The organism is Micromonospora sp. CA-269861, assembly GCF_050948505.1.
Classification (GTDB): Bacteria; Actinomycetota; Actinomycetes; order Mycobacteriales; family Micromonosporaceae; genus Micromonospora.
The window spans coordinates 6,543,778-6,561,500 of the sequence record NZ_CP192014.1; the positions used below are offsets into that span (position 1 = coordinate 6,543,778).

The 17,723-nt window shown below is 71.3% G+C and carries 18 protein-coding genes and 1 pseudogene; 8 read left to right on the plus strand and 11 right to left on the minus strand.

The genetic code is table 11. The features are described from left to right. Nucleotides 1-16: 16 nt before the first annotated feature. The 7 genes from ACQP0U_RS30100 to ACQP0U_RS30130 form a co-directional block, all read right to left on the minus strand. The gene (locus ACQP0U_RS30100) at nt 17-880 is read right to left on the minus strand and encodes a hypothetical protein (RefSeq protein ID WP_433313622.1); all 864 of its coding nucleotides are present in this window, start codon (nt 878-880) and stop codon (nt 17-19) included. A gap of 60 nt (nt 881-940) precedes the next feature. Continuing rightward, nucleotides 941-1,486, minus strand: coding sequence for a winged helix-turn-helix domain-containing protein (locus ACQP0U_RS30105; protein WP_433313625.1), 546 nt, complete (start codon nt 1,484-1,486; stop codon nt 941-943). A gap of 106 nt (nt 1,487-1,592) precedes the next feature. Further along, nucleotides 1,593-1,913, minus strand: coding sequence for a DUF1416 domain-containing protein (locus ACQP0U_RS30110; RefSeq protein WP_433313628.1), 321 nt, complete (start codon nt 1,911-1,913; stop codon nt 1,593-1,595). Between the two features lie 2 nt (nt 1,914-1,915). Then, nucleotides 1,916-2,764, minus strand: a complete 849-nt coding sequence (locus ACQP0U_RS30115; RefSeq protein WP_357351188.1) for a sulfurtransferase — start codon at nt 2,762-2,764, stop codon at nt 1,916-1,918. A gap of 206 nt (nt 2,765-2,970) precedes the next feature. Continuing rightward, nucleotides 2,971-3,048 (minus strand): Ms5788A family Cys-rich leader peptide, encoded by a 78-nt coding sequence (locus ACQP0U_RS30120; RefSeq protein WP_310503780.1) that lies wholly within the window; start codon nt 3,046-3,048, stop codon nt 2,971-2,973. 104 nt (nt 3,049-3,152) lie between these two features. Next, nucleotides 3,153-3,941 (minus strand): LmeA family phospholipid-binding protein, encoded by a 789-nt coding sequence (locus ACQP0U_RS30125; RefSeq protein ID WP_433313632.1) that lies wholly within the window; start codon nt 3,939-3,941, stop codon nt 3,153-3,155. 108 nt (nt 3,942-4,049) lie between these two features. Beyond that, entirely contained in the window at nt 4,050-5,108 is a 1,059-nt protein-coding gene (locus ACQP0U_RS30130) for a hypothetical protein (protein WP_433313635.1), read from the minus strand. Between the two features lie 241 nt (nt 5,109-5,349). On the opposite strand from ACQP0U_RS30130, the gene ACQP0U_RS30135 reads away from it, so the two are divergent. From ACQP0U_RS30135 to pstB, 7 genes and pseudogenes are all read left to right on the plus strand, one after another. Further along, complete coding sequence (locus ACQP0U_RS30135) at nt 5,350-6,069, plus strand: winged helix-turn-helix transcriptional regulator (protein ID WP_181518701.1); 720 nt, start codon at nt 5,350-5,352, stop codon at nt 6,067-6,069. Between the two features lie 157 nt (nt 6,070-6,226). Further along, a complete protein-coding gene (locus tag ACQP0U_RS30140) occupies nt 6,227-7,114 on the plus strand; it encodes a polysaccharide deacetylase family protein (protein WP_433313638.1) in 888 nt (295 codons plus the stop codon). A gap of 58 nt (nt 7,115-7,172) precedes the next feature. Next, a pseudogene (mshD, locus tag ACQP0U_RS30145) lies at nt 7,173-8,098 on the plus strand (mycothiol synthase). Between the two features lie 291 nt (nt 8,099-8,389). Continuing rightward, nucleotides 8,390-9,496, plus strand: coding sequence for a phosphate ABC transporter substrate-binding protein PstS (gene pstS, locus ACQP0U_RS30150; protein ID WP_366629586.1), 1,107 nt, complete (start codon nt 8,390-8,392; stop codon nt 9,494-9,496). A 38-nt stretch (nt 9,497-9,534) separates the two neighbouring features. Next, complete coding sequence (pstC, locus tag ACQP0U_RS30155; RefSeq protein WP_433313641.1) at nt 9,535-10,626, plus strand: phosphate ABC transporter permease subunit PstC; 1,092 nt, start codon at nt 9,535-9,537, stop codon at nt 10,624-10,626. Continuing rightward, nucleotides 10,623-11,711, plus strand: a complete 1,089-nt coding sequence (gene pstA / locus ACQP0U_RS30160) for a phosphate ABC transporter permease PstA (protein ID WP_433313644.1) — start codon at nt 10,623-10,625, stop codon at nt 11,709-11,711. Before pstC ends, pstA begins: the two co-directional genes overlap by 4 nt. A gap of 17 nt (nt 11,712-11,728) precedes the next feature. After that, nucleotides 11,729-12,505, plus strand: a complete 777-nt coding sequence (gene pstB / locus ACQP0U_RS30165; RefSeq protein ID WP_091402861.1) for a phosphate ABC transporter ATP-binding protein PstB — start codon at nt 11,729-11,731, stop codon at nt 12,503-12,505. A 307-nt stretch (nt 12,506-12,812) separates the two neighbouring features. Here the strand turns inward: pstB and ACQP0U_RS30170 are convergent, their stop codons facing one another. After that, on the minus strand, nt 12,813-13,646 hold the full coding sequence (locus tag ACQP0U_RS30170) for an NUDIX hydrolase (protein ID WP_433313646.1): 834 nt from the start codon (nt 13,644-13,646) through the stop codon (nt 12,813-12,815). Nucleotides 13,647-13,822: 176 nt separating this feature from the next. On the opposite strand from ACQP0U_RS30170, the gene ACQP0U_RS30175 reads away from it, so the two are divergent. Continuing rightward, nucleotides 13,823-14,791: a Gfo/Idh/MocA family protein gene (locus ACQP0U_RS30175; RefSeq protein WP_433313649.1), complete on the plus strand. Its 969-nt coding sequence runs from the start codon at nt 13,823-13,825 to the stop codon at nt 14,789-14,791. A gap of 56 nt (nt 14,792-14,847) precedes the next feature. Here ACQP0U_RS30175 and ACQP0U_RS30180 read toward each other — a convergent pair whose 3' ends face one another. The 3 genes from ACQP0U_RS30180 to ACQP0U_RS30190 all read right to left on the minus strand — a co-directional run bounded on the left by ACQP0U_RS30180 (nt 14,848) and on the right by ACQP0U_RS30190 (nt 17,556). After that, on the minus strand, nt 14,848-15,855 hold the full coding sequence (locus ACQP0U_RS30180) for an anion permease (RefSeq protein ID WP_433313652.1): 1,008 nt from the start codon (nt 15,853-15,855) through the stop codon (nt 14,848-14,850). A gap of 4 nt (nt 15,856-15,859) precedes the next feature. Beyond that, nucleotides 15,860-16,486, minus strand: coding sequence for a DUF47 domain-containing protein (locus tag ACQP0U_RS30185; protein WP_030327784.1), 627 nt, complete (start codon nt 16,484-16,486; stop codon nt 15,860-15,862). Between the two features lie 128 nt (nt 16,487-16,614). Then, on the minus strand, nt 16,615-17,556 hold the full coding sequence (locus ACQP0U_RS30190; RefSeq protein ID WP_433313654.1) for a PPK2 family polyphosphate kinase: 942 nt from the start codon (nt 17,554-17,556) through the stop codon (nt 16,615-16,617). Nucleotides 17,557-17,723: the final 167 nt, after the last annotated feature.

Genomic DNA, 17,723 nt, shown 5'->3' on the forward strand with positions numbered 1-17,723 from the left:
GCAGTGCTGCCGTGCCTCAGCCCGGGCAGCCGACGGTGGCGGCCAGTCGGGTGGCGTCCGGGCTGATCTCGGCCAGCACCGTGACGGCACCGCTGCGGTACGCGTACACCGGGGGTTGGTCCAGCAGTGGGGCGTTGCCGGCCAGCGGAGCGAGTGCGGCCGTCGGGGCCTGCGGGCCGGGACCGTTCGCGGACCACGCGGTGCGGGCGAGCCCGCCACCCGGGCAGGGCGCGGTGACCAGCTCCGGCGCGACGTCACCCGGCCGGTCGAGCGCCTGCAGCGCGGCGGTCAGCGCGGCGGTCTCCGGGCCGGCAGCGGTGGCCGGGGCCGGCGTGTAGCCGGCGCCGACCGGCCGACAACCGGTGTCGACGATCAGTCGCACCCGGCCGTCGACGGTCGGCCGTCCCTCGACGGCCACGAATTCTCCGGCGTCCGCGCGCAGCTCGGGGCCGTCCACCCCGGGCCCGACCCCGGCCCGCCAGCTCGCCGGCAGCCGGTCGGCGATGCCGGCCAGCGCGGCCCGCTCGTCACCGGTGGCGGCGAGCACCCCGACCTCGCGCCGCAGCCTCGCCCCGTCGGCGAACGGGGTGACCCGGCAGCCGGATGCGATCCGCGGCGGCCCCAGCTCCAGCAGACCTGCCGGACCGACCGCGCGAGCCAACTCGCCGACGGCCCGGTCGACCACCGGACCGGCCTGATCGAGGGAACGCTGTTCGCGCACGGTCGGTGGGTCGTCCCGCACCGATATCCAGGTCAGCCCGGCCAGCAACACGGCCCAGGCCACGGTCACGGCCAGCAGCCAGCGCCGCCGCGACCGGGTCGGTGCCGGCGCGGCAGGGCCGGCCGAAGAGGCCCAACCCGTCTGGACAGCACCGCTCACCCGGCCATGGTGTCACGCGCCCGCCGTCGAGTCGGCGGCGGAGCCGGTCGGCAGGGCGGGTCAGTGGCCGTTCAGCCGGGGCGGCGGGTCGAGTCGATAGCCGATCCCCCGCACGGTGTGCACCTGCGGTCCGCCCGGCAGGCCCCGCAGCCTGCGTCGCAGCCGTTTGATCGTGGACCGCAGCGCTCCGGTGTCCGCGCCACCCGGCGTGGAGGCACAGAGCTGTTCATAGCTCCACACGACCGGCGGCGGGCCGATCAGCAGGGCGAGCAGCTCCCGTTCGGTGGGGGTCAGCGGAAGCGGGTCGCCGCGCCAGGTGACCCGGTGCCCGGCCCGGTCGACGGCCAGCTCACCCCACTCGACCAGGCCCTGCGCCTTGGTGAACGGAAGGGCTGTGGGACTGACCGGCGCCGGGCCTGTCGGCGACGACAGCAGCTCGCGCAGCTCGGTCAGGTCGGCGCAGCTGAGCACCGGGGCGAGGCCGTCGAGTTGGCTCAGCACCCGCTCCCGCAACGAGATGTCCCTGCCTACGCAGAGGACGATGGGGACCCCTTCGTCGGACACGCCACTTTCATCCCTGAATTCCACCAGTAGATAGTGACGCATGCCGATGGATTTCGGTGCCCGTGCCGGCGCGGCGTCGGCTGCGGGGAAACGACAGGGGCCGGCCACCCGGGGAGGGTGACCGGCCCCTGTCGATCAGAGCAGTGGGTCAGGCGACGGTGACGGCAACCTCGTTGACGCCTCGGCCGGCAGTGACCGCGGTGTCGCCGTTGCCGTGCCGGGACAGCGCCCGCAGCGTCCAGGAACCCGGCGCGGCGAAGAACCGGAACTGGCCGGCGGGCGAGGTGACCACCTCGGCGGTGAACTCACCTGTCGAGTCGAGCAGCCGGACGTACGCGCCCGGCACCGGCTCGGCCTCGGCGGAGCGGACGATGCCGGTGATGACGGTTTCCTTCTCCAGATCCAGGCTGGCCGGCAGCGGCGCGGCCTGGTCCGGTGCGGCGCAACCCGCGGCGATGGGAAGAGTCATGATCAGGCCTCCCCGGGTTCGTCGCCGAGCGCGACCGGCACACCGACGAGCGAGCCGTACTCGGTCCAGGAGCCGTCGTAGTTCTTGACGTTGCGGTGACCCAGCAGCTCCTGGAGCACGAACCAGGTGTGCGACGAGCGCTCACCGATCCGGCAGTACGCGATGGTCTCCTTGCCGTCGTCGAGCCCCGCGTCACCGTAGATCTTGCGAAGGTCGTCGTCGGACCGGAAGGTGCCGTCCTCGTTGGCCGCCTTCGACCACGGCACGCTGATCGCGGTGGGGATGTGGCCGGCCCGCTGCGCCTGCTCCTGCGGCAGGTGGGCGGGGGCCAGCAGGCGACCGGCGAACTCGTCGGGGCTACGCACGTCGACAAGGTTCTTGGTGCCGATGGCGGCGACGACCTCGTCGCGGAAGGCCCGGATGGAGGTGTCCGGCTCCTGCGCCACGTACTGCGTCGCCGGGCGGGACACCTGATCGGTGACGAGCGGGCGGGCGTCCAGCTCCCACTTCTTGCGGCCGCCGTCGAGCAGCTTCACGTCGCGGTGACCGTAGAGCTTGAAGTACCAGTAGGCGTACGCGGCGAACCAGTTGTTGTTGCCGCCGTACAGGATGACGGTGTCGTCGTTGCTGATGCCCCGCTCGGAGAGCAGCGCCTCGAACTGCGTCTTGTTGACGAAGTCCCGGCGGACCTGGTCCTGAAGGTCGGTCTTCCAGTCAATCTTGATGGCGCCGGCGATGTGGCCGGTGTCGTAGGCCGAGGTGTCCTCGTCGACCTCGACGAAGACGACGCCCGGGGCGTCGAGGTTCTTCTCGGCCCACTCGGCCGAAACGAGTGCGGTGTCGCGACTCATCGAATCACTCCCTGGTGAGGATGGATGGTGAGCCAACGCGCGCGAATCGATGGATGTATCAGTCGCACCACGCGCGGGACCCAGCGGAAGGACGGGATCACGGGTTCGTGCGACGGCGCCGCTGCCGGGCGTTCGGTGGGATAACCGGAGGGTGCGAGAACCCTGTGCCGGTGGCCGCCGTCAGGCGGCCGGAGACAGCCCCGCCGTCAGATGACGGGGCGACACAGGCAGGTGGCCACGCGGCACAGGTCGACCGCGCGCCGTTTAGTGAGGTGGGTCCCCATGGGCAGGGAGCCTACCAGCCAGTGACCGTGCTGCCACTCAGCCGACCACCATCCGGGAATCGCCGGGGCCGCCGAGGACTTCGGCGTACCCCGCGTCTCCGGCGTCAGCCAGCGGAGTTGATCGGCACGTTCTTCGCGTCGGCGGTGACCGCCAGCCCTTCCGGCAGTGGACGAACCTCCCGGACCGCGAGCTGGAACGGCAGCTCCGGGAGGGGTACGTCGATGGAGATGCTCTTGGCGTAGTTGCTCAGGAAGGCACGGGCCAGCGGCAGGTTCGGCAGACCTGCGGCGTCCAGGTCGTTGAAACGCAGGGCGACGGCGCCGTTGTCGGCGACTGTGACGTCGGCGGTGCCGCTGATGGTGAGCTTCTGACCGAGGATGTCGGCCGGGGCCGTGACGGTGAGCTTGCCGTTCTGCTCGCCGAGCGTGAGCCCCGGGCGGTTCAGCAGCGCGGCCAGACTCTCGTAGCTGATCGTGCCGGCGCCGTTGACGGTGTCCGCCACGACGTCACCCTGGCCGGTGCGCAGGGTGTCCAGTGAGGCCCGAACGTTGCGGGCCGTCACATCGAGCACCGGCAACCGGACGGCGTCGCCCTCGACCGAGGCCTGCACGTCCCGCAGGTTGATGGTGATCCGCTGGTAACGGCCATCCAGCACCTGGGTGAGGAAGGGAGTTCCACCCACCTCCACGTCAGGCGCGGCGGCCTGCGCACCCTGCTTGGCGATCTCCTGACGCACCCGGTCGCCGATCATCCGCTCGGCAACCCCGACCGCCACCCGGTCGGCGACCACCAGCAACCCCGCCACCAGCAGGAGCAGAACGAACAGCCCGATGAGCAGCTTGCGGCCACGCCGTCGGGGTCGCGCCTCGTCCACCGGATAGTCCTGCGCCACGCCGCCGCCTCCTGTCTCCGCCCGCCGCGCCGCGACGGGTCGTTCGTACCGGACGCCGCACGGCGGCGCACCCGTAGGTACCCGACCGGCTGCGCGCTCAACCGTGACTCAGAGGAAGAGCATGCACATGGCGTACGCGGCGGGCGCCGCCAGGGCGAAGCCGCCGAGCGGACCCTGCATGTGCCGGGCCACCCACATCGTCGGCGGCTCACCGGCCATCAACCGACCCGCCTCCGCGTACCCCACGGCGAGGTCGGAGAGGACGGCGGTGACCGCCGCGACCAGGCCGATCACGGCGGCCCGGGTCGGCGTGAAGGGAGCCACCAGGTAGCTGCCGAGGAGGGCGCTGGTCAACGTGCCGACCATCGCGCCGGCCACCACGCCGGCGGCACCCCGAGGCACCTGCGGGGCCAGCCGGGGCCAGGGCAGTACGGCGTCGGTGAGCCGGGCGACGGTGAGCGCGACGCCACTCGCGGTCAGGCAGACGGTGATCGCCTGGGTGCCGGCCGGGATCCGGCTGAGCACGATCAGCGTGCCGAAGGCCACCACCCCGACCACGATGAGCAGCGTGGCGCCGAGGGAGTCGGTGACCCGCACCCGGTCGACCCGACGAACCAGCTGGCCGAGCACCGCGGCGAGGAACCCGCCGGCGGCCAGGTAGCCCAACGGCGCCAGGCCGGCGACGTCGGTCTGCACGGCGGCGAGGTCGGCGAGCGCCGCCACCGCGGCGCTGATCCCGGCGACCACCAGCAACGCGGGCGGGCGCATGGCCATCGTCCAGGCGAGCACGAACAGCAGTTGGACGCCGAAGATGATGAAGGCGAACGGCAGCCGGTGACCGGGGCCCGACGTCTGCGCACCGAGAACCAGGCCGACACCGAGCAGCGCGGCGAAGCCGGCGATGGTCAGCGCCAGCTGGCGGTGCACAGCGACCGGCGGTATGACCTCCTCTTCCGGCTCGTCGATCTCGTCTTCGGATCGGCGGGCCGGCTCGCCGGAGCGGCGGGCACGACGAGGCCCACCCCGTTCGCGGCGATCGCCATCGGTGGTGGCCGGACCGGTACGCGGCGCGGGCGGTTGGCCACGCGTCGGTGCGGGGGCCGGGCCCGGTTGGGGCCCGGCGGGCCACGATTCGCGGCCGGCCTCGGGCGAGGTGGAGGGAAACACGACCCGATCGTGCCAGACCGACCGCCCGACGCGGTGGTCACGGGTTTCAGCGACGTTAAAATCCGTGCCACGATCAGGGGCAAGATAGACAAACGGGAAATGGCCTGACGGCGCGGCCGAGGCGATCGGTTAGGCTCAACGCGTTACCCGCCCGTCAGCGACGCCGGGACCACGCAATTTCTCAGCGCACTCCTCGATGAGTGCGACTGGTCGCGCGCGGCCTCGCGCCGCCGGGACGGAGGTGATCGTGGAGATCCTGCTGCTGGTGACCGCGCGCGCAGGGGAACCGTCGGCTGTGCTGCCGGCACTTGACCTGCTGCCGCACTCGGTCCGCACCGCGCCTCGTGACGTTCGCACCCTCGTCGCGGGCCCCAGCCCGGACGCGGTGATGGTGGACGCCCGTTCGGAGTTGAGCGAGGCCCGGGCGACCTGTCGGATGTTGCACGCGACCGGGCTCGGCGTGCCGCTGGTCGCGGTGGTGACCGAGGCCGGTCTGATCGCACTCAACGCCGACTGGGGCGTCGACGACGTCATCCTCGCCTCGGCTGGCCCGGCCGAGGTCGAGGCACGGCTGCGGCTGGCGGTGGGCCGGCTCAGCAACGCGACGGCCGGCGCGGGCGGCTCGATCCGGGCCGGCGAGCTGACCATCGACCCGGACACGTACGCGGCCAAGCTCAAGGGCCGTCCGCTCGACCTCACCTACAAGGAGTTCGAGTTGCTGAAGTTCCTGGCCCAGCACCCGGGCCGGGTGTTCACCCGGGACCAGCTCCTGCGCGAGGTCTGGGGCTACGACTACTTCGGCGGCACCCGCACGGTGGACGTGCACGTCCGGCGACTGCGCGCCAAGCTCGGCTCGGAGTACGAATCGATGATCGGCACGGTCCGCCAGGTCGGCTACAAGTTCGTCGTGCCGCCGTCACGGTCGCTTCCCGAGGCGGAGCACGCGCCCCTGCCGGTCTGATCCGAGGACTGCCCCGGCCGATTTCCCATATGCCCTTTTTGCGCAGCTTGGCAGCTCTATTCTGACTGCCGGGTTTGTCGGAGAAAGGGGCGACGGTGCGCGCACTGACCACGGGGGCGACGGGCCGGCGTGACCGGCGAGCCGGGCGGAAGTCGTGATGCGGGGCAGTTCCACCGCGCGGGCAGCGGGGATCGTGACGCTTGTGGTGGCGGGGCTGCTCGGCTCCGCGTACGTGCTGGGCCGCAGCCTCGTCCCCGACCAGACACCTCGACAGTCCACAGGTGTCACCACGAGCGCCGACGGGCCGCACTACGCCGACCAACCCAGCGTCGGCGAGCCGGGCGGCGCCCCCAGCGCCAGTGCCAGCAGCAGCGCCGGCCCGACCGAGACCGGCCCGGCCGAGACCGGCCAGGACGGGTCCGGACGAGACGCCGGAGGCGACAACCTGTTCGGCGCGCACTCCACCACCGGCACCCCGCGGCTCGCGCTGACCTTCGACGACGGACCGGACCCGCGCTACACCCCGGAAGTCCTCGCCATCCTGCGCGAATACGACGTACGAGCCACGTTCTGCGTGGTCGGCGAGAACGCGCAGAACCACCCCGACCTGCTGCAGTCGATCGTGAACGACGGACACACCCTGTGCAATCACTCCTGGCACCACGACGTCGGCCTGGGCGCCCGGTCGGCCGACGCGATCCGCTCCGACCTCCTGCGCACCAACGCGGCGATCCGGGCGGCGGTCCCGAACGCCCCGATCGTCTGGTACCGCCAGCCGGGCGGGGCGTGGACGTACCCGGTGGTGTCGGTGGCACGGCAGCTCGGCATGACCCCGCTGCACTGGTCGGTGGATCCGTCGGACTGGGAGTTGCCCGGCGCCAGCAAGATCACCGCGACGGTGCTGAGCCAGGCCGAACCGGGCTCGGTGGTGCTGCTGCACGATGCCGGTGGGGACCGACAGGGCACGGTGGAGGCGCTGCGCCGCATCCTGCCCGACCTGACCGCCCGGTTCGAGCTGGAGGCACTCCCCACCGACCCGACGTGAGCCGCGCCTTTACGGTGACGGTCCGGGCGTCACGACACGCAGCGGATACGGTGGCGGGATGAGCAGCGCGGAGCCGACCAGCGACCAGGTGACCCGGAGCGACCGACTGGCGTCGGCGGAGATCGCCGACGTACTGGCCCTCGCCAGCGCCGCGGGTGACACGGACGGAGCGGACCCGCTCGACGAGCACGTCCTGCTGCGGCTACGTGACAGCGACGCCCCCGCCGTGCACCTGATCGCCCGCGCCGACGACGGCACCCTCACCGGGTACGCGCACCTGGACACCACCGACCCGGTCGACGGGATCGGGGTCGAGCTGGTGGTGCACCCCGCGTACCGGCGACGGGGCACCGGCCGGGCGCTCGCCCGGGGCGTCCTCGCCTCGGCCACCGGGCCGCTGCGGGCGTGGGCGCACGGCGACCACCCTCCGCCGCCGCGCTCGCCGTCGACCTCGGCTTCACCCGCGCCCGGGTGCTCTGGCAGTTGCGTCGGCCGTTGGCCGCCCCGCTTGGTGAGCCGCGTCTGCCCGACGGGGTGGCGCTACGCGCGTTCCGGCCCGGGCCCGACGACGCGGCCTGGCTGGCCCTCAACGCACGGGCCTTCGCCGAGCACCCCGAGCAGGGCCGGTGGACGTCGGACGACCTGCGGGTCCGCCTCGCCGAGCCATGGTTCGACCCGGCGGGCTTCCTGCTCGCCGAGGAGACCGCGACCGGCCGGCTGCTCGGCTTCCACTGGACCAAGGTGCACGAGCGGCCGGGGTCGGCCCGGATCGGCGAGGTGTACGTCCTGGGGGTGGAGCCGACCGCGCACGGCGGCGGGCTCGGCCGGGCCCTGACCACCGCCGGGCTGGCACACCTGCGGGACAAGCGCGGCCTGGACCGGGTGATGCTCTACGTGGACGACTCGAACACCGGGGCCGTCGCGCTCTACGAGCGGCTGGGCTTCGCCCGCTGGTCCGCGCACATCAACTACCACCTGGGCTGACCGTCGGCCACCGCCGAGGTCGAGTCACCGGCGGGTAACGGCCGGGCCTCGGCGGGATAACGCCGAACCGGAAATATACCCATACTTCCGACAGGTGTACCCGGGTTCACTTAACGGACAACTCACCCTCAGCAAGCGGTCACCTCAGCGGCCGTACGTGTTCACCTCGCGTTCACTTGCGACCGGCGAACCGGCTACCTGGCACTTCTAACTTTCGTGTCAGCCGGTCAGTGCCGGTCCTCGGGCCCCGGGATCGGGGCGCCAAGTCAGACGCGAAGGGAAACCCCTCAGGTGAAGCTCCAGCGGTACGGCACTATTGCCTGCCTCGCTCTTGCCGCGACGCTCGGCCTCAGTGCATGCGGCTCGGACAACAACGAGCCCGCCTCCGGCGCGAGCGCTTCGGGCTCGGCCGCCGCGGTCGACTGCGCTACCGGCACGCTGAACGCCCAGGGTTCGTCGGCCCAGAAGAACGCCATGGCCGAATGGATCAAGGCGTACCAGCAGAAGTGCCAGGGCACCACGATCAACTACGAGGCTTCCGGCTCGGGCGCCGGCATCCAGGCGTTCATCGCCGGGACCGCCGACTTCGCCGGTTCCGACTCCGCGCTCAAGCCGGAGGAGCAGCCGCAGGCGGACGCCAAGTGCGTCGGCGGCAAGGCCATCCACCTGCCGATGGTGATCGGCCCGGTGGCCGTCGCCTACAACGTCAGCGGCGTGGACAACCTCCAGCTCAAGCCGGCCACCCTGGCGAAGATCTTCGCCGGCAAGGTCACCAAGTGGGACGACGCCACGATCAAGGCTGACAACCCGGACGCCAAGCTCCCGGCGACCACGATCCAGACCGTCCACCGCTCGGACGAGTCGGGCACCACCGACAACTTCACCAAGTACCTCTCGAAGACCGCTGAGAGCGACTGGACCCTGGGCAACGCCAAGGCGTGGAAGGCCCCGGGCGGCACCGGCGCGAAGGGCTCGGACGGCGTGGCCAGCCGGGTCAAGGGCGCGGACGGCTCCATCGGCTACATGGAGTGGTCGTTCGCCGAGAACGCCGGCCTGAAGATGTCGAAGATCGGCAACGGCAACGGCGAGTTCGCCGCGCTGACCGCCGAGGCGGCTGGCAAGACCATCGCCGGCGCTGCTGTCGAGGGTCAGGGTGACGACCTCAAGCTGAAGATCGACTACAACACCAAGGAGGCCGGGGCCTACCCGATCGTCCTGGCGACGTACGAGATCGTCTGCAGCAAGGGCCTCGCGGCCGACAAGCTCAAGCTGGTCAAGGGCCTGCTGGGCCACGCCGCCAGCGCCGAGGGCCAGGCCTCTCTCACCGAGCTGGGCTACGCCCCGCTGCCGGAGACGGTCCGCACCAAGGTCGAGACCGCGGTCAAGAACCTCTCCTGACCCGATTCCACACCTCCGCAACCGAATCGAGCGAGCAGATGGGTGAAACCCCTCACCGCTCGGCCGACGCCGGCACCGGCGGGACGCGCGTGACCCAGAGTCACGAGTGGCCCGCCGGTGCCTCGGCGCGTGTGGCCGAGGCACCAGTCAGCACCCGTTCCCCGGGCGGCACCGGGCTGGGCGGCGGCGGCGCGCTGCCGCGCAGCCGTAAGTTCGGCGCCGAGCGGGCCTTCCGCGGTCTCACCCTGGCCGCCGGCACCGCCGTTCTGGTCATCATCGCCGCCATCGCGATCTTCCTGGTCGCCAAGGCGGTTCCGGCCCTACGCGCCAACACCGAGAACTTCTGGTCCTACGAGGGCTGGTCCCCCAACGACACGCAGCCGAAGTTCGGCATCGGCGCGCTCGCCTTCGGCACCGTGCTCAGCTCGGCGCTCGCACTGCTCATCGCGGTGCCGGTGGCGCTCGGTATCGCCCTCTACCTGTCGCACTACGCGCCGCGCCGGCTGGGCACCGCGCTCGGCTTCCTGGTCGACCTGCTGGCCGCCGTACCGAGCGTGGTCTTCGGCCTCTGGGGACGGGACGTCTTCAGCAGCCCCGTCCGGGACTTCTCCGTCTGGCTGAACCAGCACTTCGGCTGGATCCCGCTCTTCGGCGGCGACGGCCCCTTCGGGGCGTCCGTCATGCTGGGCGCCCTGGTGCTCGCGATCATGGTGTTGCCGATCATCACCTCGCTCTCCCGCGAGGTGTTCCTCCAGACGCCCACCGCGAACGAGGAGGCCGCCCTCGCCCTGGGCGCCACCCGCTGGGAGATGCTCCGCACCGCGGTGCTCCCCTACGGCCGCCCCGGCATCATCGCCGCGATGATGCTCGGCCTCGGCCGGGCGCTCGGCGAGACCATCGCCTTGGCGCTGACCCTCGGCATCACCTTCGGCATCTCGTTCAACCTGATCCAGAACGGCGGCAACACCATCGCCGCCAACATCGCCAACGCGTTCGGCGAGGCGAACGAGACCGGCCGGGGCGCGCTCATCGCCTCCGGTCTGGTGCTGTTCACCATCACGCTGATCGTCAACATCACGGCGCGGGCGATCATCTACCGCCGCCGGGAGTTCACGGAGTCGGCCGCATGACCACAACCGTCACCTCCCACCGCACCCGGCCGCCGGGCCAGCCCGACTCGCTGCGGGCCAAGCGGCTGCCCTGGTACGCCGCCCCGGCCATCGCCGTGGCGGCCCTGGCGCTCTCCGCCGTGATCGTCTACGGCGCCGGCATCGGCGGCCCGGTCCTCGTGGTCGTCCTCGGTGCGATCCTCTACCTGGTCGGGCTCTTCGCCGCCGCCAACGCGGTCGAGGGGCGCCGATCGGCCCGCAACCGCACCTGGAGCGCGCTGATCCACTCCGCCTTCGTGCTGGCGGTGCTGCCGCTCGTGTCGGTGGTCTGGACACTGGTCAGCAAGGGCGCCGACCGGCTGGACGTCAACTTCTTCCAGACCTCGATGAACAACATCGGGGCCCGGGACGCCAACGGCGGCGCGTACCACGCGATCGTCGGCACGCTGGAGCAGGTCGGCATCGCCACCCTGATCACCGTCCCGCTCGGCGTTCTCTGCGCGATCTACATCGTCGAGTACGGGCGGGGCAAGTTCGCCTTCGCGATCCGGTTCTTCGTGGACGTGATGACCGGCATCCCGTCTATCGTCTCCGGCCTCTTCGTGCTGGCGTTCTGGGTGCTGATCGTGTCCCCGTGGTTCAACGACGGTCGGCCCAGCTTCTCCGGCTTCGCCGCCGCGCTCGCGCTGAGCGTGCTCATGCTGCCCACCATCGTCCGGTCCACCGAGGAGATGCTCCGCCTCGTACCGGCGCCACTGCGCGAGGGCGCGTACGCGCTCGGCGTACCCAAGTGGAAGACCATCCTGCGGGTGGTGCTGCCGACGGCGCTGCCCGGCATCGTCACCGGCGTCATGCTCGCCATCGCCCGCGCGGCCGGCGAGACCGCGCCGGTGCTGCTGGTCGCCGGCGGTGGCGCCGCGATCAACACCAACCCCTTCGAGAACAACCAGTCGTCGCTGTCCCTCTTCGTCTACCAGCAGGCCGGTGACGCGTCGAAGTACGCACCGGCACGGGCGTGGACCGCGGCACTCACCCTGGTCGCCCTCGTACTCATCCTGACGATCGCGGCGAAGTTGCTGGCCCGTCGCAACAGGCTCAGCCGATGAACCCCGGAGGTACCACCATGGCCAAGCGCGTCTCCGCCTCGAACGTCACCGCGTACTACGGCGGCTTCAAGGCGATCGAGAACATCAACCTGACGGTCGAGCCGAAGACGGTCACCGCCCTCATCGGGCCGTCCGGTTGCGGCAAGTCGACGTTCCTGCGGTCGATCAACCGGATGCACGAGGTGCTGCCGGGGGCCCGGGTCGAGGGCAGCCTGACCATTGACGACCAGGACATCTACGACCGGGACGTGGACGTCACAGCGGTCCGGCGCACGATCGGCATGGTCTTCCAGCGGCCGAACCCGTTCCCCACCATGAGCATCTTCGAGAACGTGGTGGCCGGGCTGAAGCTCAACGGGGTCCGCAAGAAGTCGATCCTGGAGGACGCGGCCGAGAAGGCCCTGCGCGCCGCGAACCTGTGGGGCGAGGTCAAGGACCGGCTGGCCAAGCCCGGCGCGGGCCTCTCCGGCGGTCAGCAGCAGCGGCTCTGCATCGCCCGGACCATCGCGGTCGAGCCGCAGGTCGTCCTGATGGACGAGCCGTGCTCCGCCCTGGACCCGATCTCCACGCTGGCGATCGAGGACCTGATGTTCCAGCTCAAGGACAAGTTCACGATCATCATCGTGACGCACAACATGCAGCAGGCCGCGCGGGTGTCGGACCGGACCGCCTTCTTCTCGATCGAGAAGACCGGCGACCCGGGCCGGCTGATCGAGTACGACAACACCCAGAAGATCTTCAGCAACCCGAGCGTGAAGAAGACCGAGGACTACATCACCGGCCGCTTCGGCTGAGCCGCTGGTTCCCGGTCCGCGAAGGGCGTCGGTCGACCTGGCCGACGCCCTTCTGCGTACCCGACGCGGTTCCCGGTCCGGCGGCGGCGCGGCCCGGCCCGGCCCGGCCGCCCGCCCGCCCGCCCGCCCGCCCAAGATCGTGCTCGATCAAGGATGTAGTGGCCTCACCGCGTAACTGAGGCCACTCTTTCCAGGTTCGAGCGCGATCTTCGGTAGGAGCCCGCCTACGTGGTCCAGGCAGCCCAGAGGCACAGCGCGCGGGCAGCGCGGGCGGGCTGGGCGCGGGCGGGCAGGGCGCGGGCGGTGGTCAGCCCAGGACGAAGCGGGGTTCGCCGTTCGGGGGCAGGTCCAGGCGCGGGGTGATCGGGCTGGCGGCGTCCCGGTCGGCCGCCGCCCGTGCCACCCCGGCCAGGTCGCCGGCCGCCGCCACCTGGGCCAGCGTGACGAGGGTCGGTGGCAGCATGGTCAGCTCGCCGGCCCGCGCGCGGGCCAGCGCGTCCGCCGGCCGGATCCACAGGGTGTGGTCGGCCTCGCCGGAGACGTCGCGGGTCCGCTGGCCCGCCGGCAACAGAGCGATGAAGAAGTACGTGTCGAAGCGGCGCGGCTCGAACTCGGGAGTGATCCACCGGCTCCACGGCAGCAGCAGGTCGGAGCGAAGGGTGAGCTGACGGTCGGCGAGCAGCGCCGCGAAGCCCAGCCGGCGCCCCTCCAGGTCCTGCCGGGCCGCCTCCCAGTCGTCGCCGCTGACGTCGCCCACCACGGTCTCCCGGTTCGGGCCGGCGAGCAGTACGCCAGCCTCCTCGAAGACCTCCCGCGCGGCGGCGCAGACCACCGCCTGCGCGGCCTGCGGGGCCACGCCGAGCCGGTCCGCCCATTCGCCGGGTGTCGGGCCGGCCCAGTCGAGGTGCGCCTCCGAGTCGGAGCGGTCCACCCCGCCCCCGGGGAAGGCGTACATCCCGCCGAAGGTCATCGCGGCGACCCGGCGGATGACGTACACCTCGAAGTCGGCGTCGGTCGGACGCAGCAGCAGCACGGTGGCCGCGACCCGCGGCGTCGCCGGGGTGCCACCCTCGGCCTGGAACCGGCGGGCGTGCTCGACCAGGGCGGCCGGGGCGGCGAAACCGTCGCTGTCGATCGTCATGCCGCGAGCCTAGTTCCCCGGCCAGCCGGGGCTGGCGGACCGGCGGACCGGCGGAGTGCGGCACGGCGGAGTGCGGCACGGCGCGGCGGCGGAGAACCGCGCCGGCCGGTCCCGCCGGGTGAGCTGGTCGGCGGCCGGGCAGCGGACGGTTCACCTGGCTCGGCTAGCGTGCCGGCATGACTCGTTGGGGCATCCTGGCCACCGGCCACATCGCCAGCCGTTTCGCCGAAGACCTCCGGTTGGTGCCGGACGCCGAGTTGGTCGCGGTCGGTTCCCGCGCCGCAGAGAGCGCGCGGCGTTTCGCCGACACGCACGGCGCGAAGCGCGCCTACGGCTCCTGGGTGGAGCTGGCTGCCGACCCGGAGGTGGACGCGATCTACGTGGCGACCCCGCACTCGGCGCACTACGAGGCGGCGATGACCTGCCTGACCGCCGGACGCGCGGTGCTGTTGGAGAAGCCGTTCACCCTCGACCTGGCCACCAGCACCGAGTTGATCGACACCGCCCGCGCCGCCGGGGTCTTCCTGATGGAGGCCATGTGGATGCGCCTGAATCCGATGATCCTGCGCGTGGTCGAGCTGATCGCGGACGGGGCGATCGGCACGGTGACCGGCGTCCGGGCCGACTTCGGGGTGTCCGGGCCGTTCCCGCCGGAGCATCGGATGCGCAACGCGGCGCTGGGCGGGGGTGCCCTGCTCGACCTGGGGATCTACCCGATCAGTCTGGCTCACCTGCTGCTCGGGGTGCCGCAGCACGTCCGGTCCTGGGCGCAGCTCGGCCCGGAGGGCACTGACGAGAACACCGGCATGCTGTTCGGTTACGACACCGGAGCGCTGGCGACACTGAGCTGCGGCATGGTCGGGTTGAGCGGGCAGACCGCCTCGATCACCGGCACCACCGGCCGGATCGACCTGCCGGAGCCGTTCTTCCGGCCGGGTTCGGTCACCCTGCACCGGGCCGGCGCGGAGCCGGAGACGATCACCGCCGAGGAGGCCGGCAACGGCTACCAGTACGAGGCGATCGAGGTGCAGCGCTGCCTGGCCGCCGGGCTGACCGAGAGCCCGATGGTGCCGCACGCCACGACCCTCGAGGTGATGGCCCTGCTGGACACGGTCCGCGAGCAGATCGGCGTGCGCTACGTCTGAACACGGGAAGGGCCCCCTGCCACGGCGTGACCGTGACCGGGGGCCCTTGCCGTAACTCAGCCGAAGAGCGGCCGGACCAGCAGGTACGTGACGCACGCGATCAGTGCGGCGGCCGGGAACGTGATGATCCAGGCGAGCACGATGTTGCCGGCCACGTTCCAGCGGACGGCGGAGAGGCGCTTGGTCGCGCCCACACCCATGATCGCTGAGGTGATGGTGTGGGTGGTGGAGATGGGTGCCTTCAGCACGAGGGCGTTGAAGTAGAGCACCGCGCTGGCGACGGTCTCGGCCGCGAAGCCCTCCGGCGGCCCCAGGTCGATGATCTTGCGACCGAGGGTGCGGATGATCCGCCAGCCACCGGCGTACGTGCCGAGGGCCAGCATCGTCGCCGAGGTCCAGAACACCCAGCCCGGGATGTGCGTCTTGCTCTCCTGGAAACCGCCGGTGTAGAGCGCCAGCACCACGATGCCCATGGTCTTGGCGGCGTCCTGCATGCCGTGGCCGACCGACATGGCGGCCGCCGAGGCGGTCTGCGCCCAGCGGAAGCCCCGGTTGAGCTTGCCCGGCTGCCCCTTCCGGAACAGCCAGAGGATCGCCAGCATCAGCAGGTAACCGAGGGTGAGGCCGACGATCGGCGACAGCACCATCGGCAGCAGCACCTTCTCGCCGATGTTGACCCACTGCACGATGCCGCCGGTGGAGAGCAGGGTCGCGCCGACCAGCCCGCCGAAGAGCGCGTGCGAGGACGACGAGGGCAGACCGAAGTACCAGGTGATGAGGTTCCAGGCGATCGCGCCGAGCACCCCGGCGAAGACCACACCGAGGCTGCTCACCCCGGTGGGCAGAGTGACCAGGCCGTCGCCGACGGTCTTGGCCACGCCGGCGCCGAAGTGGGCGCCGACGAAGTTGCCGACCGCGGCGAGCCCGAGGGCGATCCGGGGTGTCAGCGCCCGGGTGGAGACGCTTGTGGCGATCGCGTTGGCGGCGTCGTGGAAGCCGTTGGTGTAGTCGAACGCCAGGGCCACCGCGATCACCGCCAGCACGGCGATGAGTTCAGGGGACACCGGCTCAGGACTCCTTGACGGCGATGGTCTCGACGGTGTTGGCCACGTGCTCGAAGGCGTCGCAGGCGGCCTCCAGCTCGTCGGCGACCTCCTTCATCTTCAGCACCGTCAACGCGTCGTACTCACCGGAGAAGAGGCGGACGAGCAGCTGCCGGTTGATCCGGTCGCCCTCGTTCTCCAGCCGGTTGCACTCGATCCAGTAGTCCTCAAGATCCTTCATCGACTTCAGCCGGGGCATCGCGTCGGCGGTCAGCTTGGCCTGCTGGTCGAGCACGTTGACCATCTCGTGCAGCTCACGGGGCAGCGCCGGAAGCTCGGTCAGCCCGTACAGGTAGAGCAGGTCACCGACCGCCTCCAGGTGGTCCATGACGTCGTCCAGCAGCGAGCCGAGCCGGTAGATGTCCTCCCGGTCGAACGGGGTGATGAAGGTCGAGTTGATCTTCTTGTACAGCTCGTGGGTGATCTGGTCGCTGTCGTGCTCGACCTCGGTCAGCCGCTCACTGACGGACTGCACGTCCACGCCGGGCAGGGCCAGCTCGTTGAGCAGCGCGGTGCCCCGGACCAGGTTCTGCGCGGCCCTGGTGAAGAGCTCGTAGAAGGCGCCCTCGGTGGGGCGGAAGGAAAACTTCACAGCACAGACCTCGTCGCGTCGGTGGAAGGGTGGCGGTGCCCAGGAGCGCCCCGCTCGGTGAATGCTAGGAAACGGCAGAACCGCGAATTCGCCGGCCCACCCCTGGCCAGGCGTCATTCACCGCTCGTTCACCTGCCGTTCATCTCGGCCGCCCCACCCGCACCCGCTCCCCCAGCCAACAGGCGCTTCCGCTCCCGCGCCACGTCGAAATCGGCAGCCGGATACCCCAGATCGAGCGTGTCGAACGTCTCACGCAGCAGGTGGGCCACCGCCCAGTCCCGGTACCACTTGCGGTCCGCCGGCACCACGAACCAGGGCGCGGCGTCCGTGCCGCACCGGCTCAGGGCCTCGGCGTACGCGGCCTGGTAGTCGTCCCAGTGCCCCCGCGAGTCGATGTCGGAGGGGTTGTACTTCCAGTGCTTGCGCGGGTCGGTGAGCCGGTCCAGCAGGCGCTTGCCCTGCTCGGCGTACGAGATGTGCAGCATCACCTTGATCAGGGTCACGCCGCCCTCGGTCAGCTCCCGCTCGAACGAGTTGATCTGGTCATAGCGGGCTCGCCAGGTCGTCTCCGGCACCAGCGAACCGACCCGGGCGATCAACACGTCCTCGTAGTGCGATCGGTTGAACATCCCCACGTAGCCCGGCGGCGGCAGCTCCCGGCGGATCCGCCAGAGGAAGTCGTGCCGCAGCTCCTGGCGGGTCGGTGGCCCGAACGAGCGGATGTGCAGGCCCAGCGGGTTCATCGCGCCGGCCACCCGCTTGATCGTGCCGTCCTTGCCGCCGCAGTCCATGGCCTGAAGCACCAGCAGCACCCGGTGCGCCGGATGCTCCGACCCGGCCTTGGCCATCGCGAAGAGCATCTCCTGCTGCCGGCCCAACTCCTCGCCGACAAGCTCCACCTGCTCCCGCGCCCAGGCCTTACGGTGCTCACCGCGGCCGGCGGGCCCCGGCAGGCCGGGCATGGACCGCGGGTCGATCGCGCCGAGATCCACAGGCGCGGTGACCCGCAGCAGCTCCCGTACGGAGCCGCCGTCCGGTGCCACGATCTGCCCTTGCTGGGGTGCGCTCATGCACGGATCATCGCCCACCCACCGCCGATCCGCCCGCCGAGAGCCGCCTTCGAAGCCCGGCCCCCTGGCCGACACCGCTCCTCCTCCGCCCGCCGAAAGCAGCGGCCCGCCGGGCCGTTCCGGGGCTGCCGGCGCGCCCCCTCGGCGGGAGGATGTAGGCCGGGACG